Source organism: Glaciihabitans arcticus (genome assembly GCF_004310685.1).
Lineage (GTDB): Bacteria > Actinomycetota > Actinomycetes > Actinomycetales > Microbacteriaceae > Conyzicola > Conyzicola arctica.
The window spans coordinates 2274047-2299838 of record NZ_SISG01000001.1; the positions used below are offsets into that span (position 1 = coordinate 2274047).

Consider the following 25792-nt stretch of genomic DNA (forward strand, 5'->3'; position numbering starts at 1 on the left):
GTGCCCGAGGGAGATACCGTCTGGCTGAGCGCGCACAACCTCAACGCCGCGCTGGCCGGCACCGAGCTGACCGGCTGCGACCTGCGCGTTCCCGCCTTCGCGACAGTCGACCTCAGCGGCGAGATCGTGCACGAGGTGGTGAGCCGCGGCAAGCACCTGCTGCATCGCATCGGCGACTTCAGCATCCATTCGCACCTCAAGATGGAGGGCTCGTGGCACCTGTACCGGCCGGGAACGCCGTGGCGCCGCCCCGCGTACAGCGCGCGGGCGGTGCTCTCGACCGAGGAGTGGACGAGCGTCGGTTTCTCGCTCGGCACCCTCGAGGTTGTGCCGCGGGAGGAGGAGCACACGGTCGTCGGGTTTCTCGGCCCCGACCTGCTCGGTGATGACTGGGATGCCGATCGCGCACTCGCGAACCTCGCCGCCGAGCCCGACGTGCCGATCTACGTGGCGCTGCTCGACCAGCGCAACCTCGCCGGCCTCGGCAACGAGTACGTCAACGAGTTGTGCTTCCTGCGCGGGGTGCTGCCGACCCGGCCGGTGTCGAGCGTCGACCTGCCCGCGTTTGTCAGCCTCGGCCACCGGCTCATTAACGTCAACAAGGCGCGCTCGATCCGCGCGACCACGGGCGACCTGCGCCCCGGCAAGCAGTCCTGGGTCTATCCGCGGGCGGGCAAGCCCTGCCGCCGCTGCGGTACGAAGATCCTCACGGGGAAGCTGGGTCCGACTCCGCTGATCCAGCGCGATACCTTCTGGTGCCCGCGCTGCCAAACCTGAGCAGCGCGACGCCGACGAGCACGCCGAGGAGCGCGCCGCCCGAGTTCAACAGCACGTCGTTGACATCTGCGATCCGGGATGGGATGCCCAGCTGCACGACCTCGATGATCACCGTCACGAGCACGGCCGCTCCCAGCGCGAGCATCCACCGCCGTGTGAGCAGCACGAACAGCAGTCCGATGGGGGCGAACATCAGGATGTTCGCCAGGAAGTCGGCGTCGTCGACGCGGGGTCCGGATGACGTTGCCGCTGCCGCGACACCCCCGCGGAACAGGGCATTGAACACGAGGGTCGGGAAGCCGGCCGAGGTCAGCGTGGCTGCCGCCACGGCGCCCAGGTACAGCGCCGTCACGATGCGCAGCCAGAGGATTCCCACTCGCTCCACGGTACGCAGCCGTCTCGCCCGGTGCGTCAGCCCAGCGAGGTATCCGCCTCCGCCTTTGGGATTTCCTCAAAAAGATAGACAGACCGGGTGCCCTTGTCGATAGGGTTGCCGGAGTCCACCCACCTCGACGGAAGCAGCACCGATGACCGACGCCCAGGCAAAGCCCACCGTTCACGAACTTCCGCCCGAGAATGTCGGCCGCGGACTCCTGTTCTCGCTCGCCGTCATCCCGGTCGGCGTGATCCTCTGGGTCGTCGTCTGGAGCCTCGGCTTCATCGCTGCCATCATCGCCGCTCTCGTCTCGATCGGCGCCGTATGGCTGTACCGCAAGGGATCCGGCGGTCGCGTCAGCTTCGTCGGTGTCATCGTCGTTGCGGTCGTCACCCTCGTAACCCTCGTGATCGCGTTCCTCGGCGGACTCGTTGCCGACTACGCCGCGGCCATCGCCGCCGAGATCGGCGGAACGCAGCTCGACGCGCTCGCCTACCCCGATTTCTGGACCTTCTTCGGTCTCGACCTGCCCGCCATGCTCGAGGGCAACGGCCTCAACCTGCTGCTCGCGCTCGGCTTCGGAGTGCTGGGCGCGTTCGGCACCCTGCGCGCCGTTTTCGCCGAAGCGAAGGCCGCACCCGCTGCGGCGTACAGCTTCCCGCTCGCGCAGGAGGCGCCCGCCGAGCCCGCCGCCCAGTTCGGCACTGCTCCGGCCGTTACGCCCGACCTCAACGCGATCCCCGCTTACGAGGTGCCGCCGGCCGCAGCGGTTCCCGCCGTCGAGCCGACCGCCCCTCCCACGCCGGAGACCGACCCGCGCGTCTAGTCGACCAGGTGCCAGAAGCTGTAGCTGCCGCCGCGGCCGTCTTTCGCGAGGGCCTCGTCGACGCCCTGCCGCTCGCGGTCGTTGGAGTGGCTCGCGTAGCGGATGACCGCGCCTGAACCCTCGTCTGCGACGCTCACCACGATGCCGGTGTGATCCGGCCTGCCGTTGCTGTCCCAGTCGAACTGCACGAGGTCGCCGGGTGTCACGCGGTCGCGCGCCGAGGCATCCAGAACTGTCGCCAACTCGGGCTTGCCTGCGAGGTAGTCGCGCAGGGCGGTCGAGCTGATCCACGCGTCGCTATAGCTGTGGTGGCCGTCGGGCGAGCGGCGGTGCCACCACTGGTCGGTCTGCTCCCAGCCGCGGGCGATGAGGGTCTGGCTCGCGAAGTTGACGCAGTCGGTCGTGTCGAGGGCGCCGTACTCGCCGGCGTTCCGGGAGTTCCAGTACGTGCCGACGTAGTCGAGCTGCGCCGCGACGTGACCCGTCTCGGCGCGGGCGAGCGGTGGCGCGACCATGCCGCCGGTGGTCGAGAGCAGCACTGCACCCAGGGCGACCACGCCCGCCGCGCCGAGCAGCGCGACCCGACGCCGGAGCAGCGTTGCGAGCACGCCGAGAACGATGCCGAGTGCCCCGCCACCCGTGTTGGCGAACACGTCGCGCAGGTCGGATACGCGCGACGGGATTCCCGCCTGCACGAGCTCGATGGATGCGGTCAGCCCGAACACGAGAAGCAACGCGAGCCACCAGCGTCGGGGTCCGGCCAGCAGGAGCAGCAGCATCCCGAGCGGTACGAACATCGCCACGTTGGCCGCGAACTCGAGGCTCGACGGGCTGGGCGCGCTGCCGGGGAGCAGCTCGGTCATGCCCCTGAACAGGTCGAGGGCGCCGGAGACGACCCAGGTCGGGCCGAGAGTGGCGAAGGCCACGAGGGCGAGATAGCTGACGGTGAGCCCGATCAGCAGGCGGCGATTCTTCATGATTCGACGCTACGGAGCGGCGAACGCCACGGAATCGGCCGGGCGGACGCACGGCGTCATCCCTCAGAGCGAACCGCGGGAACTACTCGAGCAGCGCGTGGTCGTGCGCGAAGATGACCAGCTGCACCCGGTCGCGCAGACCGAGCTTGCCGAGGATCGTGCTGATGTGCGATTTGACGGTGTGCAGGCTGAGGAAGAACTCCTCGGCGATCTCGCTGTTGCTGAGCCCCCGCGCCGCCGACTGGAACACCGTGCGCTCGCGCGCCGAGAGCGTCTCGTAGGTGGCGGGCGCCGGCGTCGGAGCGGCTGTCCGGGGCGCGAACAGTTCGGCGAGGTCGGCAGGCGCGATCACGGACGACCCGCTGTGTACGGCCCGCACCGCGGCGCAGAGGAAGTCGGGGGTCGAGTCCTTGAGCAGAAACCCGCTCGCCCCGAAACGCATCGCGGTCGCGGCTGCCAGGTCGAGGTTGAAGGTGGTGAGCACGATCACGCGCGGAGCCTGATCGGGGTTGCGCTCGAACAGCTGCCGGGTCGCCTCCACGCCGTCCATAACGGGCATCCGGATGTCCATGAGCACCACATCGGGACGAGTCGCCTCGATCACGGTGAGCGCCTGCGCCCCGTCGCCCGCGGTGCCCACGACCTCCATGTCCGACTGCGCCGAGATGATCACGCCGACGCCCTCACGGAACAGCGCCTGATCGTCGACCAGCACCACGCGTATCGCGCTCACAGCGCGGCCACCGGTAGCCGCGCTGCGAGGATGAAGCTGCCTCCGCGACCTTCGTCGGTGATCCCGTATTGCAGTTGACCGCCCACGCGCTCGAGTCGCTGCCGCATCCCGGCCAGACCGGAACCGGAGTGCTCGCCGATGGTCGGGGCACCGCCGACCGGCACGAGATTACGCACCTCGATCTGCAGCGCGTCGGCCGTCCAGCGGCGCGAGACCCGGATAGCGCTCGCCCGATCCGAGTACTTGAGTGCGTTGGTGAGCCCCTCCTGCAGAACCCGGTGCGCGGTCTCGGCGCGCAGGGCGTCGAGCGGCAGCGGGTCGCCCGCCACGGTGCTGTCGATGCGCGCGCCGGCCCGCGTGACGTTCTCGATGAGTCCGTCGAGGTTGTGCCGCAGCGACAGCTGGCCCGTGTCGACCGCCTCGATATCGCTCAGCACCTGTCGAACCTCGCCGAGGGAGCGGCGGGCGGTGTCGGCGATGGCTGCGGCGGCCTTGCGCATCGCTGCGTCATCCGAAGCATCGATGTATTGCACCGAGTCGGACTGCGCGATGATGACCGCGAGCGAGTGGCCGATCACGTCGTGCACGTCACGCGCGAGTTCGGCCTTGTCGTTGGCGAGGGTGGCGAGCACGGCGAGACGACGCGATTCCTCCTCGGCGGCGAGGCGCGCATCGGTGATGGCCTGGCGCTGGCGCAGCAGCCGGGCGGCGAGGCCCGCGAGCCACGCGCCGCCGAGCACACTGCCCGGCACGATCACCAGCACGGCGACGCGGCGGCGCAGCGAGCCGGTGTCGGCCGGGATGACGTTCCACGCCCACGAGTAGGAGGGCGCGAGGTAGATCACCGCCACCACCGTGCCGATGAGCACCGACATGGCGGCGATCACGAGCAGCCACTTGCGACCGTGCGCGACGGCCGAGTACAGCACGATGACCGTGCCGATCTGCAGGAAGGAGATGTCCTGGTCGGTCGCGATCTGCGCCATCGCCGAAAGCCAGGCCAGACCGAGTGCCACCGACGGGGCGATGCGGCGGCAGATCAGCGCGGCGATCATGATGACGAGGGCGAGCCAGGTGGCACGGGGCAGCAGTCTCGCGGTCGTGACCCACAGGCCGAACGCCCCGAACAGCAGGGCGAGCACGAGGTCGAGTGTGAGATTGACGCGCGCGGGGAGCAGGGGTGCGGTTCTCACCCCTCAAAACTAGGGATGACGACCCCGCACTGCATCAGCCCAGAGGACGAGATCCGCGGCGCTCGGCCAACAGCGGGAACAAGTGCAGTTCGCTGAGTGGCGCGACCACGAGACCGTGATCCTCGCCGAGGGTGATCCAGCGCAGCTCCTCGATCTCCGCGGCCACGGCCACCGGCCCGTTGACCGTCACGAAGAAGACGTCAGAATCGACCGTATGGTCGGGCTCGTTTGCGGCCTCCGCCTCGAAGCGGCCCCAGTATTCGAAGTCGCCGGGGTCGAGCACAAGGCCCAGCTCTTCGTTGAGTTCGCGGGCGAGGGCGTTCTGCGGCAGCTCGCCTGGCTCGATCTTGCCGCCGGGCTGCATCCACGAAGTGGTGCCGCGCTTACGGACAAGCAGGACACGGCCCACGTCATCCACCAGCACTGCTGCGACTATTCGAAGAACTGTGGACACGGTGACAACGCTACGTCACCCATTGGCCGATGCCGTCTCGCGGCGTACCGTCGGGGTATGACTGAAATCAGCACCGAAAAGGACAAAGACACCACGCCCGACGGATCGACGTCCGACGATCAGGACTTCCAGAACCCGGAGACCGAAGAAGACACCGCGTCGGGCGGTCCCGCCGACTAGCTGCGGGCCTCCCCCGCTATCGAGTGCAGCTGCGCCTCGGTCACCGAGATGCCGGCGTCGGTGAACCGCTGGCGGAGCGCTTCGACGAGGTCGGTGACGTGCCCGGCGGCGAGGTCTCCCCGGGTCTGTTCGACGATCCCGTCGATCTGTGCGCTGGTGAGGGATTCGTTGCTGCCGTCCTGGACGGGCTCATTCATGGTCATGGGGCCATGATCGACCTCGGGACTGGGAGCATGCCCGGAACGGCTCGGTCGAGTGCGAAGGCGAAGGCGAGGAACAATCCCCGCAGAGTATGCCTCGGCGCCAAAGCTGAGTAGCGTCGAGGGAATGACTGGCGCACTTTTCCTCGTGATGGCCGTCATCGCACTCGGAATCATGGCGCTCGGGCACCGCAAGGGCTTTCAGCCCTCGCTCGTGATCCTGCTCGTCGCGGGAGCGGCATCCTTCATCCCGGCGGTGCCGCGGCTTGAGCTCGAGCCGCACCTCATCCTCGGTCTGGTGATGCCGCCGCTGCTCTACGCGGCCGCCGTCAACTTCTCGTTCTTCACCTTCGTGCGCAACTTCAAGCCGATCGTCGGTCTCGGGTTCACCCTCGTGCTCGTGACCACGGTGATCATCGGCTTCTTCACCTCGTGGATCGTGCCCGCGATCGGTGTGGCCGGAGCGTTTGTGCTTGCCACGGTCGTCTCCCCGCCCGACACCGTGACCATCGTCAGCCACGGTAAGGAGCTGGGCCTGCCGCGCCGGGTCGTCGCGATCCTCACGGGCGAGAGTCTCGTCAACGACGCCGCGGCCCTCACCTTCTTCTCTCTCGCCGTCGCCGCTGCGGCCGGCACGCACACCTTCATCAGCAACCCGTTCTGGCTGTTCGTCTACGGCTGCGTCGTCGGCATCGTCATCGGATGGGTGCTCGGAGTGATCGCCATCACCGTGCGGTCGCTGCTCGGCAGCCCGGCCCTCGAGACGGCGCTCGGCCTGATCCTGCCGTTCGCCGCCTACTTCGTCGCCGAGTCCTTCCACGCATCGGGGGTGCTCGCGGTAGTCATCGCCGGCTTCACCGTGAGCATCGGCACCCAGTACAACCCGGGGCGCGAGACCCGCGGAGTCGACTTCCGCACCCGCAGCATGGAGCGGCAGGTCTGGCCCGTCATCGAGACCGCGCTCGAAGCCTTCGTCTTCGCCTATATGGGCCTGCAGGTGCGCTGGGTCATCGAGGATCTTGCGGAGACCGAGTACAGCTTCGGCGAGGCCCTGGGCCTCGGGTTGCTGGTGCTGCTCGCCGTCATCCTCATTCGTATCGCCTGGGTCGCCGCGCTCTACGGCAAGGGGCTGTTCGACGCCTGGATCTTCGCGAAGCGGGCAGCGATCGACCCGTCTGACCCGCGAGTCGTGCGACGTATGCAGCAGGTCGAGCGCATGGAGCAGCGCCAGGCCGAGCGTGAGGAACGATGGCGCGAGCGCGACGAGCGTTGGGCGGAGCGACGTCCCGACCGCCAGAAGATCGAGCGCCCGAAGCGCCAGCGGAACATGCGGCAGCCCCCGCGCCCGCTGTCGTGGAAGGAGAGCCTGCTCGTCTCCTGGACGGGCATGCGCGGCATCGTCACGCTGGCCGCCGCCGGCTCCATCCCGCTGGTCGACGGGTTCGGCGAGGAGTTCCCGGGCCGCACGCTGATTCAGTTCATCGCGTTCACCGTCGCGATCGGCACCCTCCTGCTGCAGGGTCTCACCGTTCCGCTGCTGGCCCGACGGTTGAAGATCGACGTGACGGAAGAGGACGCCGAGGAGGAGCGCCAGCTCGCCTCCGCGCAGGCCGTCGCCGACGCCGCAGAGGGCTTCACCGCGCAGCGCGACGCGGTCTCCATGGCTGTGCGCAATAACGAGATCGAAGACGAGGCCGCCCGCATCATCTTCGAACGCATCGACCGCCAGGAAGCCGCCGCCCAGTGATCACCGTGCTGATCGCGTTCGGGGCGAACCTGCTGGTCGCGATCGGCAAGACGATTGCCGCGGTTCTCACCGGGTCCGCGTCGATGGTGGCCGAGTCCGCGCACTCCTGGGCTGACACGGGCAACGAGATCTTCCTCCTGATCGCGGAACGGCGGTCGGCGCGCAAGCCGGACGCGCGGCATCCTCTCGGCTACGGCAAGGACGCCTACATCTGGTCGATGTTCGCCGCCTTCGGACTATTCACGGCGGGGGCCGTGGTGTCGATCCAGCACGGCATCCAGGAGCTGATCGACCCCGAGCCGGCCGACAACTTCGCCATCGCGTACATCGTGCTGGCCGGGGCGTTCGTTCTCGAGGGCGTGTCGTTCATGCAAGCGTTCCGCCAGACGAAGTCGTCGGCGAGACAGCGTGGGCGCTCGCTGCTTGGCCAGGTGCTGCAGGGTTCCAACCCGACGGTTCGTGCCGTCTTCTTCGAGGATGCCGCAGCTCTCGCCGGCCTCCTCATCGCCTTTATCGGGGTGCTCGCCCACCAGCTCACCGGTTCCCCCGTCTTCGACGCGATCGGCTCCATCGCCGTCGGACTGCTGCTCGGGGTCGTGGCGATCGTGCTCATCGACCGCAACCGCCAGTTCCTGCTGGGCCAGGCGATCGACGAACCCACGCGCGAGCTCGTGCTGCAGCGCCTCAAGGATCGCCCCGAGATCGACCGGGTCACCTACCTGCACCTCGAGTTCCTCGGCCCGGAGCGCCTGTTCCTCGTGGCCGCGATCGACCTCGTCGGCAATGCGGCAGAGGATGACGTCGCCCTCACCCTCCGTTGGCTCGAGCGCGAGCTGGAGGGCCACGAGTTCCTCGGCGAGGTCGTGATGACGCTCTCGGCGAAGGATGAGCCGTCGCTCTAGCTCTTCAAATACGTGACGACTATTCGCCGTTTGCTGTTTTCGTGCTTATGATCATTTCCAAGCGTTTGCATCGATCACCCGTATATTGAGGCGCGCCGTTGGTGGAGTCAAAAATGGGAACACTTTCTTACGGCGACGGACAGGTGGCCGAGTTTGACGATCGCGCGCTTGCGCACCTGCAGATCGTCATCGGCGCGAAGCTGAGACGGGGAGAGTGCTTCTACTTCAGCTGGGTCGAAGAGGGCAGGGTCTCCGACACCCGCACCTCGCTCTGGATGAATCCGATGATTCCGCTCGTCTACAAGTTCTCGGGAAGCCGACCGCCCACGATCAACCGGCGCTGGATCGACGATCTGGCCCTCGCTGCCAACACCATGTCCGGCTTGCGGCTCGTTCCCGAGCCCGCGAATCACGGCAACGGCGACCACGACTGACCCTCTGTCGGTGGTCGCGTCGTACGATCGACTCGCAGAGGCCGGCTGCTCCGAAACACCAGGGAGCCCGCCATGGTCACGATCACCGAGGTGCCGCCGCGGCGCCGCTACCAGCGCCCGCTGTGGGAGCTTCGGGATGACGGCGGCCGGCTCGTGGGCTGGGTGCGCCAACACGTCATCCGGGGTTCGAGCAGTGTCTTCTACAAGGCGATCGGCGTGCACCCGCAGACCGGCGAGCACGTGACGCTCGAGAGTTCGACCGACCGCGAGGAGCGATTCGCCTGCATCCTGAGCTTTCTTGCCAACCCGGAGAGCGTGCGCGGAGTGCACTGGCACCCGCGTGGGCCTGCCGTGGCCGGGCATGAGTAAAGCCCTGTGCCCGACCCGACGGACACAGGGCAATCACTGACTCGCGTGCTCACACCTACCAACAGTGACGGCCCGACGCTGCGTGATCGAAGGGCGACTGAAGCTCCGGATTCCTGCGCGATTCAGATGCGACATCAACGTAGATGTCCCTATGTGTTCATGCTCGCCCTCGTGGGCATCTCGCGCAATATCGCGGGGCTCGCTCCCGGCCTTCTCGCAGCAATCACGACCCTTTTCGCGACTCTTCGTTTCGATAGGGTGAGTTCACGATGAACAATTCCTTCGATGTCGTGGTGGTCGGCTCCGGCATCGTCGGACTCGGTTCGGCTTTCGCCGCCATTCGCCGCGGCCTCAGCGTTCTCGTGGTCGATCGCACGAACGTTCCGCAGGGCGCGAGCATCCGCAACTTCGGGCACCTCTGCATCAGCGCGCAGTCGGGTGAGGCGCGCGGGTACGCCGACGCATCCCGCGAACTCTGGCTGCGCCTGTCGCGAGACGCGGACTTCTGGCTGCGCGAATCCGGCACGCTCATCGTCGCCCGGCACGCTGACGAATTCGCACTTCTCCAGGCCTCGGCCGACGACGGACTCCTACTGCTCAGCGCTGCGGAGTTCGAAACCACCGCGCCCATCGCTCCCGGCATCGCCGTCGGCGGCGCACACCTCACCGCCGACCTGCAGGTGAACCCGCGCACGGCGGCCCCCGCGATTGCCGCGTACCTCGAATCCCTCGGTGTCGAATTCCGGATGCGCACCTCCGTCGGCAGCCTTGAGCCCGGGCGCGTCCACACCTCCCGCGGCGTCGTCGAGGCGGGAACGATCGTGGTGGCGGTGAACCACGACATTGACCAGTTGCTGCCTGAACTCGCCGAGCGCGTCGGGATCGTGCGCTGCTCGCTCGACATGATTCGCGTGCGCGCGACGGTCACCCTCGACGCTCCCCTCCTCACCGGCTGGTCGCTGGTGCGCTACAGCCGCTTCGCGTCCCTGCCCGAAGCCGCCGCGGTGCGGGAGAGGCTGCACGCCAAGCGCCCCGACCTGGGCGCGCTCGACCTCAACCAGATGTACACGCAGCTGCCCGATGGGTCGCTCATCATCGGCGACACCCACGCGCGCGGGGTGTCCGTAGTGCCCTTCCAGCCCGAGGGCGCGGCCGAGCTGCTGCTCGCGGAGGCGCAATCCCTGTTTGGGATACCCGCCCCCACCGTGATCGAGCGCTGGCAGGGCGTGTACGCGAGCGGCCCCGACGAGTTTCTGCGGGTGGAGGCGGAGCCGGGCATCCTCGTTCTCGCAGCGACAACGGGCATCGGCATGACCACAGGACTCGGCCTCGCCGAACACAGTCTCGCGGCGCGTTTCGGCGCCGTCGCCTCGGAAGGGACACCATGACCGCGATCGAACTCGTTGTGCTCGACATGGCCGGCACGACCGTGCTCGACGGCGGGGTGGTCGAGCGAGCGTTCCAGCGGGCCTCCGAGCGCACGGGCGTCGCCGACCGCCTGCCCTGGGACGATGCGCTCGCCTACGTGCGGCGCACGATGGGCATGTCGAAGATCGACGTCTTCACGCACCTGAGCGGTGGGGATGTGGCGGCCGCCACGGCCGCGACCGCCGCCTTCGAGGGTGCGTACGCCGAGCTGGTCGCCGAGGACGGGATCACCGAGATACCGGGTGCGGCTGCAACGATTCGATCGCTGCGGGATGCGGGCCTCACCGTCGCCCTGACCACCGGATTCTCGCCGATGACCCGGGATGCGATCCTCACCGCCCTGCACTGGCACGACCTGGTCGACTTCGCGCTCTCGCCCGTGGACGCGGGGCGGGGGCGTCCTGCGCCGGACATGATCCTGCTGGCCGCCCTTCGCGCGCAGGTGAGTTCGGTTTCCGCGATCGCCGTGGCCGGGGACACCACGAGCGACGTCGATTCGGGACTGCGAGCCGGTGCCGGGCTGGTCGCGGGGGTACTGAGCGGCGCGCACGGCCGGGCCCAGTTCGAGGCGGCGGGCGCGCACGTGGTTCTTGCGGACGTGACGGAGCTGCCCGCGGCGCTCGGCTAGCGCAGCTCGCGGCCCGCGCGCTGCTCGAGCAGTTTCATCCCGAGCAGTTCGCCGTCGATCGGGCCGAACTCGTCGAGTGCCTCGCGGTGCGTGCGGGCGACCAGGTCCGTGAGCTCGATCGGGGTGCCGTGCTCGCGCGCGAGGGCCGTGACCGAGTCGAGCTCCTCGACGACGCGGTCGATGCCGAACGTCGCGAGATAGTCGCCGTCGAACAGCGCGGGAAGGTGCTGGGTGATGAACGCACTGCCGCCGGCGCTTCCGGCGAGCGCCTCGCGCAGCGGTCCGGGCTCGATGCCCTGCGCCTGCCCGAGCAGCAGCGCCTCGGCCACCGCGATCGCCTGCCCGAACCAGAGCGTGTTAGCGAGCAGCTTGGTCGTGTAGCCGGCGGTCACGTCGTCGCCCATGATCGTGGACGTGCCGAGCACTCCCAGCACCGGTGCGATCCGGTCTCTGGATGTCTCGGCTCCCCCGACGAAGAACGTGAGTTCCCCGGCCGCCGCGGCACCCGGCCCGCCGCCCATCGGTGCGCCTACACTCGCGACCCCGTGCTCGGCGAGGGCACTCGCGATCTCGATGGCCGCCCGCGGATCCGCGCTCGTCAGGTCGAGCCACAGGGTGCCCGGCGTCATCGTGATCTCGGCCATCACCGCACGGAGCTCGGGCGTGCCGGGCAGCACCGTGACCAGGATGTCGACGGAGGCGGCGAGCGCCTGGGCGTCATCCATCGTGCGACCGGAATCGGGGCGCGAATCGTAGCTGGCGACGGCGAACCCGGCGGCGGTCAGGCGTGCCGTTATGGGCCCGCCCATGCGGCCCAGTCCGATGATGCCGATGCGTTCCATGGGGTTATCGTGGCACGAAAGGCCAGCAACACCCGATTGGCCTCTTGCCCCGTTGCGCCCGGGCCGGTTGGCTCGGACAATGACCTTCCGCTTCTCCGCCGAGACCACCGAGATGGACCGACCGCGCATCCTCGGCTGGCTCGCCGACGAGTCCTATTGGGCCCAGGGCCGCGCGGCCGACGTGCACGATCGGGCGATGGACAACTCCCTCAACTTCGGCATGTTCGACGAGGCCGGCGAGCAGGTCGCGTACGCACGCGTCATCACTGACTTCGCCACGTTCGCGTGGCTCTGCGATGTCTTTGTCTCGGATGACGTTCGCGGCCAGGGCGTCGGCGTCGCCCTCATGCGCGGCGTGCACGACATCCTGGAGCCCATGCATCTGAAACGCTGGGGTCTCGTCACGGCCGATGCGCACGGGCTTTACGAGAAGTTCGGCTTCAGCGAGCTGGAGAAGCCGGAGATGTGGATGGCGCGGCTCGCGAGCTGATCAGGCCTCGCCGCGTCCGCTCAGCAGTCGTCGGATGTAGGCGGTTGCTGGAGTCGCCTCGATCTCTGCGAGGGTTCCGCGCTGCGACACCCGCCCCGACTCGATGACCAGCACCTCGTCGGCAAGAGCGACCACGTCCTCATAGTCGTGGCTGACGAGGATGGTGTGGCCGGAGAATCCCCCGAGGTGGAGGGCGACCTCCGCTCGAACGTCCGCGCGCACCTCGACGTCGAGCGAGGCGAAGGGCTCGTCCAGCACCAGCACGGAGGGCTCGGCCGCGAGAGTGCGGGCGAGCGCGACGCGCTGCGCCTGTCCGCCCGAGAGCTGGCGGGGACGCTGCGCCGCGAGGGACGTTATGCCGAGGCGGTCGAGCCAGGCGGTGGCGTGCGCCGTGGCATCCTCTCGACCGATGGAGCGCGGGCCGAACGCGACGTTCTGCAGCACGGTGAGGTGCGGGAACAGCAGATGGTCCTGGAAGACGACGCCGACCCGACGCTTGTCCATCGGCAGGTCGGTGCCGGCGCTGGTATCGGTGAGCACTCGATCGCCGACGAGGATGCGGCCATCCCGCACCTCAACGAAACCGGCCAGGGCGCCGGCGAGGCTCGACTTGCCCGCGCCGTTCGGTCCGACGATCGCGAGAGTGCGGCCCTCGGCGAGCGAGAACACGACGTCGAGGTCGAAGCCGCCTCGCGCGAGCCGGACCGCCACTTCGAGGCGGGTCACGAGCTGAGTCCTGCGGTCCAGCGGTCGCGCAGGCTCACGAGCACCACGATCGACACGACGATGAGAACGAGGGACAACGCTATGGCGGCATCCGGATCACGCTGCAGCTCGAGGTAGGTCGCGATCGGCAGGGTCTGCGTGACCCCCGGAAAGCTGCCGGCGAACGTGATGGTCGCCCCGAACTCGCCAAGCGCGCGGGTGAAGCAGAGTAGGGCGCCCGCCCCGATGCCGGGCGCGATGAGTGGCAGCGTGACGCGGCGGAAGATCGTGAAGCGAGACGCGCCCAGCGTGCCGGCGGCGATCTCGAAGCGGCGATCGGATGCCCGGAGCGCACCCTCCACCGAGAGCACAAGGAACGGCATCGCCACGAAGGTCTGCGCGATGACGACGGCAGCGGTTGTGAACGGGATCGTTATCCCGAACCAGTCATCGAGCGGCTGGCCGATGAGACCGCGGCGACCGAGGAGGAGGAGCAACGCCACACCACCCACGACCGGCGGCAGCACGAGCGGAACCGTGACGAGGGCGCGCACCAGCCGACGCGGAACGGCGGGCCAGTCGACCGACGATGCGAGCACAAAGGCGAGCGGGACGCCCAGCAGCAGGCTGAGCACGGTCGTGAGCCCCGCCGTGCCGACCGAGAGGCCGAGCGCCTGCAGCACGGTCGGACGGGAGAGCAGTTCGGGAAGCTGCGCCCACGGCGCCCGGATGATGAGCCCGAGGAGGGGCAGAACGAGAAGCCCCAGCGCTATCCCCGCGGGGATCCAGAGCGCTGGGGCAATCGAGGAAGACCTACGGCGCACCGAACCCCCAGGTCTGCAGCAGCTCCTGGCCCTCGGGCGAAAGCACCCACGCGACGAACGCATCGGCGGCTTCCGCGTTCTGCGAGTCGGCGAGCGTCGCGATCGGGTAGAGGTTCACGGCCTCGCTCGCTTCGGAGAACTCGATGCCGAGCACGGCGTCACCGGCGGCGAGCACATCGGTCTTGTAGACCAGGCCGGCGTCGACCTCGCCGAGCTCGACCTTGGTCAGCACGGCCTTGACGTCCTGCTCGTAGGTGTCGGGGGTGATCGTCAGGCCGGTTGCGTCGAGCACCGTGACGGTCGCGGCTCCGCACGGCACCTCGGCAGCGCAGAAGGCCACCTTCAGGTCGGCGTTCTCGAGGTCGGCGAGCGCCTTCACACCGGCCGGGTTGTCGGTCGGCACGGCGAGTTCGAGGATGTTGGAGACGAAATGGGTGGGGTCGCTCGCAAGCGACGCGTCGACGACGGTCGCCATGGTGGCGGGGCTGGCGGCGGCGAACACGTCGACCGGGGCGCCCTGCACGATCTGCTCGGCGAGCGCCGAACTGCCGCCGAAGTTGAAGGTGATCGCAACGTCGGGGTGCGCCTTCACAAACTCGCTCTTGAGCTGCTCGAACGACTCCGTGAGCGATGCGGCGGCGAACACGGTGATGCTGCCGCTCAGGGTGTCCTCCGACGCGGCCGGAGCGGGCTCCGCCGGCGCGCAGCCGGCTAGCGCGAGCACGGCGGCTACCGCGAGCACCCTTCTCATGGGATCTCGATGACGACGTTGGTGGCTTTGACGCTCGCGGTTGCGAGCGATCCGGGTTCGAGGCCGAGCTCGTCGGCGGCTTCGCGGCTCATCAGCGACACGATGCGGAACGGTCCGGCCTGCATGTCGACCCGCGCCATCACGCCGTCCTTCGTCACTTTCGTGACGATTCCGGTGATGCGATTGCGTGCAGAGGCGCGGGACGACGGGAACGCCGTGGAGAGTGCGGATTCGGCGGCGAGCTCCTGCGCGAGCGAGGCGAGTTCGGCGCCCCTGATCACCGAACGCCCGTGCACTTTGTGCAGGGTGAGCCGACCGGCCTCCGACCAGCGACGCACGGTGTCGTCACTCACTCCCAGCAGCGCGGCTGCTTCGGTTACTCGGAAATCCGTCATGCGTCGATCTTATTGCCGCCTGTGCGGGTCATTCCACGCGATTATGGCGCGGATGCGGAACTCTCAGCCGTGCGGCGCGACCTGCGACAATGGCGACATGGAGTCGGACACCGCGCGCTACGCGAGACAGGTCGCGCTCCCCGGCTTCGGGAGCGGGGCGCAGCAGGCGCTCGGGGCATCCCGCGTGCTCGTCATCGGAGCGGGCGGGCTGGGCAGCACGGTCATCCCCGCGCTGGTCGCGGCCGGTGTCGGTTCGCTGACTGTTGTGGATGACGATTCCGTCGAGCTCAGCAACCTGCACCGCCAGTACGTGCACTCCACGGCCGACGTCGGCCGCAACAAAGCGGAGTCGGCGAGCGCGCGGGCGCTGCAGATCGCTCCGGCCGTGATGACCCCGGTTGGCGAACGTCTAACCGCCGCCAACGCTCTCCCCCTGTTCGCCGACCACGACCTCGTCATCGACGGCAGCGACAACTTCGTCACCCGCTACCTCGTGGCCGACGCGGCCGAGCTGAGTGGCATCCCCGTCGTGTGGGGCGCCGTCTCGCAATACGGTGGGCAGCTCAGCGTCACGACGCCCGGCGGCCCCGGCTACCGCGACCTGTTTCCCGCACCGCCCTCTCCCGGCTCGGTGCTCTCCTGCGAAGAGGGCGGCGTCTTTCCCGCGACGGTCGCCGTGATCGGCGCGCTCATGGCCGGTGAGGCGCTCAAACTGCTCACTGGAGTCGGCTCACCGCTCGTCGGGCGCGTCACCGCCTACGACGCGCTGGGCGGGAGCTTTCGGGAGCTCCAGTTCGGCCCCGATCCGCAGCGCTCGGCCGTGACAGCCCTCGTGGACTATGAGGCGTTCTGCGGGGTCGAGAAGCGGTCGACCGATGTTTCGGCGCGTGAGTTGAGCGGGATGCATCCGCTCATCATCGACGTGCGGGAGGCCTGGGAGGCGGAGATCGCGGCGCTGCCGGACAGCCTGCTCATCCCCCTCGGATCACTCGAGTCGGTCGCCCCGACCCTCGACCCCCACGCCGACATCGTGCTCGTCTGCCACCACGGCATACGGTCGGCGCAGGCGCTCGGCCTGCTGCAGTCGCTCGGCTTCAATCGTGCACGGCACCTCACCGGCGGCATCGACGCGTGGGCTCGCGAGATCGACCCGACCATGGCGAGGTACTGATGCACCGCATTCCCGTCGACGAGTACGTCGCGATCGTGGCCAACCACCTGCGCGACGCCCTCGCCCCGCGCACCGAGACCGTCGCCCTCGGAAAAGCGCTCGGTCGCGTCACCGTCGCCCAGGTGCTCTCGCCCGTCGACCTGCCCCTGTTCCGCAACTCGCAGATGGACGGCTTCGCAGTTCGTGCCCGGGATGTCGCGAGCCCCCCGGTCACCCTCCCGATCGCAGGCATCATCGCCGCGGGGGCCGCCGAGCCGACCAGCCTGCCCGCCGGGGCCGCGATGCAGATCATGACCGGCGCGGTCATCCCCGAAGGGTCGGATGCGGTGGTGCCCGTCGAGGACACGACCAGCACCGGCGCGACGGTCACCGTTCTGAAGAGTCGAGCCCAGGGTGAGTTCGTGCGCGAGGCCGGCAGCGACGCGCGCATCGGCGACACACTTCTGCCCGCGGGGCTCACGCTCGCGCCGAGGCACCTCGCCGTGCTCGCGGCGGCCGGGATCGCGAGCGTCGACGTGCGTGCCCTTCCCAGGATCGCCGTCGTCACCACCGGTGCCGAGCTCATCGCGCCGGGCGTCGAGCCGCTCCTCGGCCAGCTCTTCGATGCGAACGGTGTTGCCCTCGCGGCGCTCGTCGAGTCCAGCGGCGCGGTCGTCAGCGCGCTCGTGCGCAACGACGACGACGTGGTCGCCTCGCTCGACCTCGCGCTGCGCGAGGCTGCCGTCGACACGGATCTCATCCTCACCTCCGGCGGCATCTCGATGGGCGAGTTCGAGGTGGTGCGCGAACTTCTCGAACCGTTGGGCGCGACGGTCGGCACGATCGCCATGCAGCCCGGCGGCCCACAGCTGCTCGGGGCGTTCCACGGCATTCCCGTGATCGGTTTTCCCGGCAACCCGGTCAGCACGCAGATCTCGTTCGAGGTGCTGGTCGCGCCGCTGCTGCGTGCGGCAGCGGGACGCGCGCCTGCCGAGAAGAGGCATCACACGGTGGAGACGGCGATCGACTCGGTCCCCGGCAAGCGGCAGTTCCTGCGCGGGCGCATCACCGACGGCAACGCGGTGAGCATTGTGTCGGGACCGGGGTCGCACCTGGTCGCGGGGCTCGCGGCATCCGACGTTCTGATCGACATCCCGGCCGAGACCACACGTGTCGAAGCGGGCGACACAGTGGAGACCTGGACCCTATGAGCGAACTCAGCCACCTGGACTCCGACGGCCGCGCGCGGATGGTCGACGTCGGCGGCAAGGCCGTGACCCACCGCACGGCGACCGCGAGTGGACGCCTCGTCACCAGGCCCGACGTCATCGCCCTCGTGCGAGCGGACGACCTGCCCAAGGCCGACGTGCTGGCCACGGCGCGGATCGCGGGCATCGCGGGGGCGAAGCGCACAAGCGACCTCATCCCGCTCTGTCACCAACTGCCGCTGAGTTCGGTGAAGGTCGACTTCGACTTCGGCGAGGACTCGATCGGCATCACCGTGACCGCCCGCACCACCGGGCAGACCGGTGTGGAGATGGAGGCGCTCACCGGCGTCGCCATCGCCGGTCTCACCCTGCACGACATGATCAAGGCCGTCGACCCGGCAGCCGTGCTCACCGACGTGAGGCTCGACGACAAGACCGGCGGCAAGCGCGGGCACTGGACGCGCGAGGAATCCACCGAGGTGCGCCCCGCGACCGCCGCGGTGCTCGTCGCCTCGACCGCTGGAGCTGCAGGCACACGTGTCGATACGACCGGCCCGACGATCCGCGACTGGCTGATTGCGCGCGGCTACGCGGTCGACGAGGTGGCCATCGTGGCCGACGCCGACGTCGCCGCCGGGCTCGCGAGCCTGCTCGCTGCAGCACCCGCCGTGATCATCACGACCGGCGGCACCGGCATGAGCCCCACCGACCGCACCCCCGAAGCGACGCTTGCCGTGATCGACCGGGAAGTGCCCGGAATCGCCGAGGCCATCCGCGCGCGCGGCCTGCTGAAGACCCCGAAGGCTGCACTCAGCCGTGGAGTCGTCGGCACGGCCAACGGCACCGTGATCGTCAACCTGCCCGGATCGACCGGGGGCGTCTCCGACGGCCTCGAAGTGCTCACCGACGTGCTCGAACACCTCGTGGCGCAGGTCGCCGGTGGCGGTACGCATGCCTGACGTGCTCGCGATCGTGACGACCGATGTTCTGGATGCCGCTGCGCTCGAGCACTTCGTAGCCTCCGACGAGAACGGCGCTCTCGTGACGTTCCGCGGCATCATCCGCAACCACGATCACGGTTCGGCGGTCTCCTCCCTCGAGTACTCGGCTCACCCGGAAGCCCAGCGCTTCCTCCACGAGGCATGCGCAGCGATCGCGAGCGAGACAGGGCTGCGGGTCGCGGCCGCCCATCGCATCGGCACCCTGGGCATCGGCGACGTCGCCCTGGTCGCGACGGTCGCCGCCGCTCACCGGGGCGAGGCGTTCGCCGCCTCCGAGCGCCTCGTCGACCTGATCAAGCAGACGGTGCCGATCTGGAAGCGCCAGCACCTCGCCGACGGCGCCACCGAGTGGGTCGGGCTCTAGGCAACTCCTGCACCGCGGCACTAGCCTGATCAACAATCAGGTTGGGAGTCGCCATGGCTGGATTCACTCGAGGTTTCTCAGGACGACAGCGCGAGGAGAGCCCCGAGCTCCCTCCGGGTCAGTTCCTCACCCACGACTTCCCCGTGCTCTCCGCGGGTCCGACGCCCCGCGTCGACCTCGACGAGTGGGAGTTCTCGATCAACACCGAGACCGGCGAGAAGCACAGCTGGGACTGGGCGGCCCTGCAGGCTCTCGCCATCGATGACGTGAGCACGGACATCCACTGCGTGACGCGCTGGTCGAAGCTCGGCACGTCATGGCGCGGCGTCTCGCTCGACACCCTCTTCGCCGAGGTGGAGACCTCGTACGACTACACGATGGCGCACTCCTACGGCGGCTACACGACGAATGTTCCGCTTGACGACCTGCTCGACGGCAAGGCCTGGATCGCGTTCGAGTTCGACGGAGAGCCACTCGACCCGGAGCACGGCGGGCCGGCGAGGCTGCTCATCCCGCACCTGTATTTCTGGAAGAGCGCGAAGTGGATTCGCTCGATCGAGATGACGGCGGACGACGACCCCGGGTTCTGGGAGCAGAACGGGTACCACATCTACGGTGACCCCTGGCAGGAGCAGCGCTATTGGTAGTGGGCCGCTGGAAGTCGGGCCGGGTTGTGAGCACCCGCGAGGAGACGCCGAGCGGCCGCAGCATCGTGCTCGACGTGCCCGGCTGGGGCGGCAACATCGCCGGCCAGCACGTGGACGTGCGACTGACCGCTGAGGACGGCTACACCGCCACCCGGTCGTATTCGATCGCGAGCGCCGATGGCAGTGACCGTATCGAGCTGGCCGTCGACCGGCTGCCCGACGGCGAGGTGTCGCCATTTCTCGTCGACGTGCTCGCGGTCGGCGACGAGCTCGAGGTGCGCGGACCGCTCGGCGGCTGGTTCGTCTGGAAGCCCGAGCAGACCGAACCGGTGCAACTGATCGCCGGCGGTTCGGGCATCGTTCCGATCGTGGCGATGATCCGCGCGCACGCCGCGGCTGGCAGTAGGGCCCGGTTCGAGCTGCTCTACTCGGTGCGCACGCCGAGCGACGTGTTCTTCGCGAGCGAGCTCGAGGGGCTCACCACGACCTACGGACGCACCACCGTCTATACCCGCGAAGTGCCGACTGGATGGCCCGTGCTCCCCGGTCGCGTCACGCGCGAGGTTCTGGCCGAGCACACGATCCCCGCGTCCGAGAGGCCGAGCGTCTTCGTGTGCGGACCCACCGGATTCGTCGAAGCCATCGCGGACTGGCTCGTGGAGCTCGGACACGACCCCGCCCGCGTCAAGACCGAGCGTTTCGGAGGAACCTGATGACTCATGTTGATGGCAACGTGCTCGCCGGCACCCTGTCGGAGATCTTCGAGCAGGACATGACGACCGCTGCGGGCGAGTGCGCAGGCTGCGGCCACACCGCCGAGCTTGCGGTCGCTCTCGTCTACCTTAGCGGCGCGGGCACCGTGGTGCGCTGCTCGACTTGCGGTGATGTGCTGTTCACCATCATCGACGTGGACGGCCACCCGCGCATCAACCTGAGCGGTGTCGCGCTGCTGCGGATGCCCTAGCCTCCGGCGAAGGGCGGGAGCACGTCGACGCGGTGCCCGAGCGCACGGGCGTCATCCCGACTCACCACACCGTCGACGAGGAAGGATCCGGAGGCGAGGACGCGCTGCATGGGCTCGCCGTACGCATCCTTCAGAATCGTTCGAAGCTCGCCGACCGTGGTCGCCGATAGCGTCTCCTCCTCGGTGCCGGCGGCCTCTGCTGCAGCGGCGAAGTAGCGCACGAGAACCTCAGCCACCGATCGCACCCATGCTGCGGATGGGCCGCACGAAGTCGGCGCGCTCCATGCCGTGACCGGCCTGCTTGCCCCACATGGCGGCGCGCCACCAGTCGGCGATGGTCTCGTCGTCGGCACCGCCGCGCATCAGACCGCGCATGTCGGTCTCGTCGTCGCCGAACAGGCAGGAGCGCACGGTGCCCTCAGCGGTCAGGCGGGTGCGATCGCAGGCTGAGCAGAAGGAGCGAGTGACCGAGGCAATGATGCCGACTGTCTGCGGGCCACCGTTCACAAGCCACTCTTCGGCCGGGGCCGAGGGGTCTTCGCGGCTCGGAGAGCTCACATCGAAGCGAGCGCCGAGCACGTCGAGCAACTCGGCCGCGTCCACCATGTTGTCGCGCGCCCAGGCTTCGTCGGCGTCGAGCGGCATCTGCTCGATGAAGCGCAAGCGGCAGTTGTTGGCGAGCGACCACTCGAGCAATTCGGCGGCACCGGCGAGGGTGTCGCGCATCAGCACGGCGTTGATCTTGAGGGGGGTGAGCCCGGCCTCCTGTGCGGCGCGGATGCCGAGGAACACCGCGGGCAGCCGGTCGCGACGAGTGAGGCGCGCGTAGTGGTCGCGGTCGACGGTGTCGAGGGAGATATTGATACGCGTGAGGCCGGCGGCCACGAGCTCGTCGATGCGCTTGTCGAGGCCGATACCGTTCGTCGTCATCGAGATCGATGCGCCCTCGGCGACCGCGGAGCTCAGCCCGATGATCTCTGCGAGGTCGGCGCGCATCAGCGGTTCGCCGCCGGTGAAGCGCACGTCGGTGATGCCCAGGTCGCGCACGCCGATGCCCACGAGTCGGGCGATCTCGGGAGCGGTCAGCAGGTTCTCGCGCGGAATGTTCGGCAGCCCCGCCTCGGGCATGCAGTAGGTGCACCGCAGCGAGCACTTCTCGGTGATCGAGACCCGCAGGTCGTGGGCCGTTCGGCCGAACTGGTCGATCAGGCCGGGCGAATGCGGGCGCCCGAGAGCCTGCGGCCGGGCAGCGGGGTCACGCCTGGCGCTCGGGATCCCCAGCGAGAGACGCGTCATCGCTTCACTGTACCTTGCTACCGTTGTGACATGACCGGCATGGAAGGCCCCCGGGCCGGTAACCGCAACATCGAGTCCTACGCGTTGATTGCTGGTGCGGGCGGTGCGGTCGTCGGATACGTCTCCGGATTCATCGCGTTCTCCGGCCAGCTCACCGGCCTCGGCGGATCCGGCTCGATCTCGGGCCTCGCGGCTGCGGTGTCCGCGATCGTCGGCGCCATCGCCTTCGTGTTGGGCTATATCCGCCAGTCGGCCGACGAGATCCGCTGGCGCCGCCGCTCGCTCTACCGTCGCGTCATCGATGTGCTCGGCCTGACCCTCACCGGCGTAGGCGTCGCGGTTCTGATGATCGGCTCGATCTTCCAGGTGCTGCAGCTCGCCTTCCGCGACCTCGTTCTCAACTCGCTCACCTCGAGCACCCTCGTCGCGGTCACCGCGGGGGTCACCGCGTATGCGCTGTTCCTCATCGCGAGCCAGATCTCCACCAAGACGCTCGCTTCTCTGCTGGCGCTCTTCCTCGTGGCGGGTGTGTTCGCGAGCATGCTGACCGCGGACGACGCCACCTGGTGGCAGCGCAATTTCAGCGCGCTCGGGATGGGCGGCAACGGCTCCGCCCAGGCCTTTAACCTCACGATCATCGTGGCCGGTTTCGCCATGATCACCCTTGCCGACTACCTCACGATGGACCTGCGGTCGAGGCCCGGCCCGCGAGGGATGAGGTTGCGCGGGGTGAGCGTCATCCGGATTCTGCTGATCATCATCGGCATCGCCCTGACCGGCGTCGGCCTGGTACCCGTGGATGTGAGCGTGCTGGCCCACAACACGTTCTCCAGCACGGCGCTCGTCGGATTCGCCGTGCTGCTCGTGCTCGTACCGACGCTGCTCAAGGGTCTGCCGAAGGGTTTCGTCATCACGACGTTCGTGGTGATCGGGGTGATCGTGGTCGGCGGGGTGCTGTTCCTGATCGGGTACTACAACCTGACGGCGCTCGAGCTGGTCGCGGTGCTCGTGATCTTCGCCTGGCTCATTCTCTTCGCCCGCAATGCGACCGGCGGGCAGGGAGACGCGTGGGCTCCCGAACCGGCCGCCGCCCAGCGGGTTCAGCGGCGGCGCATCGGCGGAGTGCTGGTCGGGGCTCTCGCGGTAGGCGCGTTCCTGGCCGGGCGGCTCACTCGCCGCTGATAGCCGGACGGAAACTCAGGAGCACAGCGCCCAGCACTGGATAGTCCGGTCCTGGCCCGTCTGCTCCTGAGTTTCGGCACGAGGGAGCGCGTCTAGCATTGAGCCATGCACAACGAGAATATTCGACCGGAGAGTGTTGTCGCCCAAGCGCTCGGCTGGATCGATGAGACCACCCGCGCCATCAACCCGCCGATCCACGTGTCGAGCACGTTCCTGCGCGACGAGGACAACCAGTACCGCTCGGGGCGCGTCTACATGCGCGACCAGAACCCGGCGTTCGACCAGGCCGAAGCCGTGATCACGAACCTCGAGTCCGGGCACGAGACACTGCTGTTCGCGAGCGGAATGGCCGCCGCAACCGCCGTCTTCCAAGGGCTGCGACCCGGCGACCACGTGCTCGCGCCGGAGGTCATGTACTGGAGCCTGCGCAACTGGCTGATGGGCTTCGCCACCGGTTGGGGCCTCGACGTCGAACTGATCGACATGACTGACCCATCCGCGGTGCAGGCCGCAATAAGGCCCGGGATGACCAAGCTCGTGTGGGTGGAGACGCCTGCCAATCCCCTCTGGACGATCACCGACATCGCCGAGACGGCCGAGATCGCGCACGCGGCCGGCGCCCTGCTCGCCGTGGACTCGACGACCGCGACCCCCGTGCTCACGAAGCCGCTCGAGCTGGGCGCCGACCTCGTGATGCACTCCGCGACCAAGTACCTGAACGGCCACTCCGACCTGACCGCCGGCACCGTGACAACTCGCGGTGACAACGAGCACTGGCAGCGCGTGCGCGCCGTGCGTGCTCAGGGGGGCGGCACGCTCGGCTCGTTCGAGTCCTGGCTGCTTGTGCGCGGGCTGCGCACCCTCTACCTGCGCGTGCGCGCCGCGAGTTCGGCAGCGCTGGCCATCGCCGAGCACTTCGACGGGCATCCTCTCGTCGCAGAGGTTCTCTACCCCGGCCTGCCGAGCAGCCACGGCCACGAGATCGCCAAGCGCCAGATGACCGGCGGCTTCGGCGGGATGCTGGCGATCCGCGCGACCGGAGGCGAGGACGCGGCCATCGCCGTCGCCGCGCATACCAAGCTCTGGAAACGCGCCACCTCGCTCGGCGGGGTCGAGAGCCTCATCGAGCACCGCGCGAGCGTCGAGGGTGTCGGCAGCCCGGTGCCTCTCGACCTGCTGCGCCTCTCCGCCGGCATCGAGCACGTCGACGACCTCATCGCCGACCTCGAGCAGGCACTCGCGAAGGCCCACGAGCAGTAATGCGCCACGGAATCGTCATCCTCCCGCAGGACCTCTGGCCGGAGGCCCGTCGCAAGTGGATGCTCGCCGAGGAGCTCGGCTTCGATCACGCGTGGACCTACGACCACTTGTCGTGGCGCTCACTCGCCGATGAACCGTGGGGCGCGACGATTCCGACGCTGACTGCAGCGGCAACAGTGACATCCACGATCAAGCTCGGCACCTTCGTGGCCTCGCCTAACTTCCGTCATCCCGTGCCCTTCGCCAAGGACCTTGCGACTCTGGATGACGTTGCCGCCGGCCGCGTCCTCCTCGGTGTGGGCTCGGGCGGCACGGGCTTCGATGCGTTCGTGCTCGGCCAGACCGAGCTGAGCCCGCGCCAGCGGCACGAGCGCTTCACCGAGTTCGTCGAAAGCCTCGACACCCTGCTGCGCTTCGAGACCGACGGCGCGATCTCCTTCGACGGCCAGTGGTTCACGGCGGTGAACGCGCGGATGGTCGGCGCCCCCGCCCAGTCACCGCGCGTGCCGTTCGTACTAGCGGCCAACGGCCCGAAGGGGCTCGCGCTCGTCGCAAAGCACGCGCAGGGGTGGGTCACCACCGGACCGGACGGTGTGCACGGCGACGAGTGGTGGAGCGCCGTCGCCGGGCTCGCGGGTCGCCTGGACGATGCGGCGGAGGCCGTGGGGCGGCATCCCGGATCGATCGATCGATATCTGGCGCTCGACATGAACGGCGTCTTCTCGCTCTCGAGTGTCGCCGCCTTCGAAGACCAGAGCGCGCGGGCCGCCGAACTCGGCTTCACCGACGTCATCTCGCACTGGCCCCGGCCGGACGGCATCTACGCGGGTTCGGAAGACGTGCTGCTTGAAGCGATGCGCCGCTAGGCCTTCAGTCGCGCGAGCGAACGGACCACGGCGCGGTCGGTCTCGGCCGGCCAGTCGAACAGCGGAGCGGTGACGAGTAATTGGGCGAGTCCGTGCAGGCCCGCCCACAGGGCCGCGGCGTCGCGCCGAGGGTCAGTGCTGCTCGACGTTCCGTCGTCGACGCAGGCCTGGATCGCGGCGACCAGCAGGCGGAACGCATTCATGCCCATCTCGCGGAAGTGCGCGTCCTCGCCGGGGTGCAACTCGAGCGCGGCAGCCGCGTTCCACACCCCGCCGAACATCACGCGGTAGATGTGCGGGCGATCGCGGGCGAAGTCGAGGTAGCCGTCGCTGATCGCCCAGAGCCGGGCGACGGGATCAGTGTGCCGATCGCGCTTCTGCACGAGCGCGTCGACCAATTCGTCAAAAGCATCATCGGCGACCGCAGACATCACCGCATCGACGTCGGGGAAGTGCCGGTAGATGGAGGGCGCGGAGATGCCCGCGCGTCGCGCGATCGAGCGCAGCGTCGCCGTCTCGCCGTCCGCGAGCAGGGCCTGCGTCGCGGCAACGATCTCGAGCCGCAGTCGTGCGCCTTCACCTCGCGCGTTGCGCTGTCGCTCGCCGGTGGTCACCATGGTCTT

General features: G+C 68.7%; 34 protein-coding genes. 20 read left to right on the forward strand and 14 right to left on the reverse strand.

What is annotated here, in order from left to right:
- On the forward strand, positions 1 to 777 hold the full coding sequence (locus EYE40_RS11065) for a DNA-formamidopyrimidine glycosylase family protein (RefSeq protein WP_130981998.1): 777 nt from the start codon (positions 1 to 3) through the stop codon (positions 775 to 777).
- On the opposite strand, the gene EYE40_RS11070 is transcribed toward EYE40_RS11065, so the two are convergent.
- Complete coding sequence (locus EYE40_RS11070) at positions 707 to 1153, reverse strand: VanZ family protein (protein ID WP_130981999.1); 447 nt, start codon at positions 1151 to 1153, stop codon at positions 707 to 709. The two genes, EYE40_RS11065 and EYE40_RS11070, sit on opposite strands and share 71 nt — an antisense overlap.
- Before the next feature lie 151 nt (positions 1154 to 1304).
- On the opposite strand from EYE40_RS11070, the gene EYE40_RS11075 reads away from it, so the two are divergent.
- Entirely contained in the window at positions 1305 to 1979 is a 675-nt protein-coding gene (locus EYE40_RS11075) for a hypothetical protein (protein ID WP_130982000.1), read from the forward strand.
- Here EYE40_RS11075 and EYE40_RS11080 read toward each other — a convergent pair.
- The 4 genes from EYE40_RS11080 to EYE40_RS11095 all read right to left on the reverse strand — a co-directional run bounded on the left by EYE40_RS11080 (position 1976) and on the right by EYE40_RS11095 (position 5336).
- Entirely contained in the window at positions 1976 to 2956 is a 981-nt protein-coding gene (locus EYE40_RS11080; protein ID WP_130982001.1) for an amidase domain-containing protein, read from the reverse strand. The genes EYE40_RS11075 and EYE40_RS11080 overlap by 4 nt on opposite strands.
- 82 nt (positions 2957 to 3038) lie before the next feature.
- A complete protein-coding gene (locus tag EYE40_RS11085; protein WP_130982002.1) occupies positions 3039 to 3689 on the reverse strand; it encodes a response regulator transcription factor in 651 nt (216 codons plus the stop codon).
- Positions 3686 to 4882 (reverse strand): sensor histidine kinase, encoded by a 1197-nt coding sequence (locus EYE40_RS11090; protein ID WP_130982003.1) that lies wholly within the window; start codon positions 4880 to 4882, stop codon positions 3686 to 3688. The genes EYE40_RS11085 and EYE40_RS11090 overlap by 4 nt, the downstream gene beginning before the upstream one ends.
- A gap of 34 nt (positions 4883 to 4916) precedes the next feature.
- The gene (locus EYE40_RS11095) at positions 4917 to 5336 is read right to left on the reverse strand and encodes an NUDIX hydrolase (protein WP_130982004.1); all 420 of its coding nucleotides are present in this window, start codon (positions 5334 to 5336) and stop codon (positions 4917 to 4919) included.
- A gap of 57 nt (positions 5337 to 5393) precedes the next feature.
- On the opposite strand from EYE40_RS11095, the gene EYE40_RS15755 reads away from it, so the two are divergent.
- On the forward strand, positions 5394 to 5516 hold the full coding sequence (locus EYE40_RS15755; protein ID WP_275669402.1) for a hypothetical protein: 123 nt from the start codon (positions 5394 to 5396) through the stop codon (positions 5514 to 5516).
- On the opposite strand, the gene EYE40_RS11100 is transcribed toward EYE40_RS15755, so the two are convergent.
- Complete coding sequence (locus tag EYE40_RS11100) at positions 5513 to 5719, reverse strand: hypothetical protein (protein ID WP_130982005.1); 207 nt, start codon at positions 5717 to 5719, stop codon at positions 5513 to 5515. The two genes, EYE40_RS15755 and EYE40_RS11100, sit on opposite strands and share 4 nt — an antisense overlap.
- Before the next feature lie 124 nt (positions 5720 to 5843).
- Here EYE40_RS11100 and EYE40_RS11105 point away from each other — a divergent pair, with 124 nt between their 5' ends.
- The 6 genes from EYE40_RS11105 to EYE40_RS11130 all read left to right on the forward strand — a co-directional run bounded on the left by EYE40_RS11105 (position 5844) and on the right by EYE40_RS11130 (position 11224).
- The gene (locus tag EYE40_RS11105; protein ID WP_130982006.1) at positions 5844 to 7463 is read left to right on the forward strand and encodes a cation:proton antiporter; all 1620 of its coding nucleotides are present in this window, start codon (positions 5844 to 5846) and stop codon (positions 7461 to 7463) included.
- Positions 7460 to 8365, forward strand: a complete 906-nt coding sequence (locus tag EYE40_RS11110) for a cation diffusion facilitator family transporter (protein ID WP_130982007.1) — start codon at positions 7460 to 7462, stop codon at positions 8363 to 8365. Before EYE40_RS11105 ends, EYE40_RS11110 begins: the two co-directional genes overlap by 4 nt.
- Positions 8366 to 8478: 113 nt before the next feature.
- On the forward strand, positions 8479 to 8799 hold the full coding sequence (locus tag EYE40_RS11115) for a DUF7882 family protein (protein WP_130982008.1): 321 nt from the start codon (positions 8479 to 8481) through the stop codon (positions 8797 to 8799).
- 72 nt (positions 8800 to 8871) lie between these two features.
- A complete protein-coding gene (locus EYE40_RS11120; RefSeq protein ID WP_130982009.1) occupies positions 8872 to 9168 on the forward strand; it encodes a hypothetical protein in 297 nt (98 codons plus the stop codon).
- Between the two features lie 269 nt (positions 9169 to 9437).
- The gene (locus EYE40_RS11125) at positions 9438 to 10556 is read left to right on the forward strand and encodes a TIGR03364 family FAD-dependent oxidoreductase (RefSeq protein WP_130982010.1); all 1119 of its coding nucleotides are present in this window, start codon (positions 9438 to 9440) and stop codon (positions 10554 to 10556) included.
- Positions 10553 to 11224: an HAD family hydrolase gene (locus EYE40_RS11130; protein ID WP_130982011.1), complete on the forward strand. Its 672-nt coding sequence runs from the start codon at positions 10553 to 10555 to the stop codon at positions 11222 to 11224. The genes EYE40_RS11125 and EYE40_RS11130 overlap by 4 nt, the downstream gene beginning before the upstream one ends.
- Here the strand turns inward: EYE40_RS11130 and EYE40_RS11135 are convergent.
- Positions 11221 to 12195: an NAD(P)-dependent oxidoreductase gene (locus EYE40_RS11135; RefSeq protein WP_130982012.1), complete on the reverse strand. Its 975-nt coding sequence runs from the start codon at positions 12193 to 12195 to the stop codon at positions 11221 to 11223. The two genes, EYE40_RS11130 and EYE40_RS11135, sit on opposite strands and share 4 nt — an antisense overlap.
- On the opposite strand from EYE40_RS11135, the gene EYE40_RS11140 reads away from it, so the two are divergent.
- The gene (locus EYE40_RS11140; protein WP_130982013.1) at positions 12146 to 12556 is read left to right on the forward strand and encodes a GNAT family N-acetyltransferase; all 411 of its coding nucleotides are present in this window, start codon (positions 12146 to 12148) and stop codon (positions 12554 to 12556) included. The two genes, EYE40_RS11135 and EYE40_RS11140, sit on opposite strands and share 50 nt — an antisense overlap.
- Here EYE40_RS11140 and EYE40_RS11145 read toward each other — a convergent pair whose 3' ends face one another.
- Genes EYE40_RS11145 through EYE40_RS11160 form a run of 4 tightly spaced genes read right to left on the reverse strand, consistent with a single transcriptional unit; the run spans position 12557 to position 15231 of the window.
- Positions 12557 to 13282 (reverse strand): sulfate/molybdate ABC transporter ATP-binding protein, encoded by a 726-nt coding sequence (locus EYE40_RS11145; protein WP_161972383.1) that lies wholly within the window; start codon positions 13280 to 13282, stop codon positions 12557 to 12559.
- On the reverse strand, positions 13279 to 14085 hold the full coding sequence (locus tag EYE40_RS11150) for an ABC transporter permease (RefSeq protein WP_240034797.1): 807 nt from the start codon (positions 14083 to 14085) through the stop codon (positions 13279 to 13281). Before EYE40_RS11150 ends, EYE40_RS11145 begins: the two co-directional genes overlap by 4 nt.
- Complete coding sequence (gene modA, locus EYE40_RS11155; protein ID WP_130982016.1) at positions 14075 to 14836, reverse strand: molybdate ABC transporter substrate-binding protein; 762 nt, start codon at positions 14834 to 14836, stop codon at positions 14075 to 14077. Before modA ends, EYE40_RS11150 begins: the two co-directional genes overlap by 11 nt.
- Positions 14833 to 15231, reverse strand: a complete 399-nt coding sequence (locus EYE40_RS11160) for a TOBE domain-containing protein (protein WP_130982017.1) — start codon at positions 15229 to 15231, stop codon at positions 14833 to 14835. Before EYE40_RS11160 ends, modA begins: the two co-directional genes overlap by 4 nt.
- Before the next feature lie 97 nt (positions 15232 to 15328).
- Between EYE40_RS11160 and EYE40_RS11165 the strand changes: the two genes are divergently transcribed.
- The 7 genes from EYE40_RS11165 to EYE40_RS11195 are packed head-to-tail and all read left to right on the forward strand — an operon-like array spanning position 15329 to position 20565.
- Positions 15329 to 16402 (forward strand): ThiF family adenylyltransferase, encoded by a 1074-nt coding sequence (locus tag EYE40_RS11165; RefSeq protein WP_240034798.1) that lies wholly within the window; start codon positions 15329 to 15331, stop codon positions 16400 to 16402.
- Positions 16402 to 17592: a molybdopterin molybdotransferase MoeA gene (locus EYE40_RS11170; protein ID WP_130982019.1), complete on the forward strand. Its 1191-nt coding sequence runs from the start codon at positions 16402 to 16404 to the stop codon at positions 17590 to 17592. The genes EYE40_RS11165 and EYE40_RS11170 overlap by 1 nt, the downstream gene beginning before the upstream one ends.
- On the forward strand, positions 17589 to 18548 hold the full coding sequence (gene moaCB, locus EYE40_RS11175) for a bifunctional molybdenum cofactor biosynthesis protein MoaC/MoaB (protein WP_130982020.1): 960 nt from the start codon (positions 17589 to 17591) through the stop codon (positions 18546 to 18548). The genes EYE40_RS11170 and moaCB overlap by 4 nt, the downstream gene beginning before the upstream one ends.
- Entirely contained in the window at positions 18541 to 18954 is a 414-nt protein-coding gene (locus tag EYE40_RS11180) for a molybdenum cofactor biosynthesis protein MoaE (protein ID WP_130982021.1), read from the forward strand. The genes moaCB and EYE40_RS11180 overlap by 8 nt, the downstream gene beginning before the upstream one ends.
- Before the next feature lie 53 nt (positions 18955 to 19007).
- Positions 19008 to 19601 (forward strand): sulfite oxidase-like oxidoreductase, encoded by a 594-nt coding sequence (locus tag EYE40_RS11185; RefSeq protein ID WP_130982022.1) that lies wholly within the window; start codon positions 19008 to 19010, stop codon positions 19599 to 19601.
- Entirely contained in the window at positions 19601 to 20314 is a 714-nt protein-coding gene (locus EYE40_RS11190) for a ferredoxin reductase (protein WP_338029029.1), read from the forward strand. Before EYE40_RS11185 ends, EYE40_RS11190 begins: the two co-directional genes overlap by 1 nt.
- Positions 20314 to 20565: a DUF6510 family protein gene (locus tag EYE40_RS11195; RefSeq protein ID WP_130982024.1), complete on the forward strand. Its 252-nt coding sequence runs from the start codon at positions 20314 to 20316 to the stop codon at positions 20563 to 20565. Before EYE40_RS11190 ends, EYE40_RS11195 begins: the two co-directional genes overlap by 1 nt.
- Here EYE40_RS11195 and EYE40_RS11200 read toward each other — a convergent pair.
- Together EYE40_RS11200 and moaA are read right to left on the reverse strand one after the other, a co-directional pair.
- Positions 20562 to 20801, reverse strand: coding sequence for a MoaD/ThiS family protein (locus EYE40_RS11200; RefSeq protein ID WP_130982025.1), 240 nt, complete (start codon positions 20799 to 20801; stop codon positions 20562 to 20564). The genes EYE40_RS11195 and EYE40_RS11200 overlap by 4 nt on opposite strands.
- Positions 20794 to 21861, reverse strand: coding sequence for a GTP 3',8-cyclase MoaA (gene moaA / locus EYE40_RS11205; RefSeq protein ID WP_130982026.1), 1068 nt, complete (start codon positions 21859 to 21861; stop codon positions 20794 to 20796). The genes EYE40_RS11200 and moaA overlap by 8 nt, the downstream gene beginning before the upstream one ends.
- A gap of 30 nt (positions 21862 to 21891) precedes the next feature.
- Between moaA and EYE40_RS11210 the strand changes: the two genes are divergently transcribed.
- The 3 genes from EYE40_RS11210 to EYE40_RS11220 all read left to right on the forward strand — a co-directional run bounded on the left by EYE40_RS11210 (position 21892) and on the right by EYE40_RS11220 (position 25169).
- Positions 21892 to 23043 carry a DUF998 domain-containing protein gene (locus EYE40_RS11210; RefSeq protein WP_161972384.1) on the forward strand — a complete coding sequence of 384 codons (1152 nt, stop codon included), beginning with the start codon at positions 21892 to 21894 and terminating at the stop codon, positions 23041 to 23043.
- Between the two features lie 105 nt (positions 23044 to 23148).
- On the forward strand, positions 23149 to 24303 hold the full coding sequence (locus EYE40_RS11215; protein WP_130982028.1) for a trans-sulfuration enzyme family protein: 1155 nt from the start codon (positions 23149 to 23151) through the stop codon (positions 24301 to 24303).
- A complete protein-coding gene (locus EYE40_RS11220; protein ID WP_130982029.1) occupies positions 24303 to 25169 on the forward strand; it encodes an LLM class flavin-dependent oxidoreductase in 867 nt (288 codons plus the stop codon). Before EYE40_RS11215 ends, EYE40_RS11220 begins: the two co-directional genes overlap by 1 nt.
- Here EYE40_RS11220 and EYE40_RS11225 read toward each other — a convergent pair.
- Entirely contained in the window at positions 25166 to 25786 is a 621-nt protein-coding gene (locus EYE40_RS11225) for a TetR/AcrR family transcriptional regulator (RefSeq protein ID WP_130982030.1), read from the reverse strand. The two genes, EYE40_RS11220 and EYE40_RS11225, sit on opposite strands and share 4 nt — an antisense overlap.
- Between the last annotated feature and the right edge of the window lie 6 nt (positions 25787 to 25792).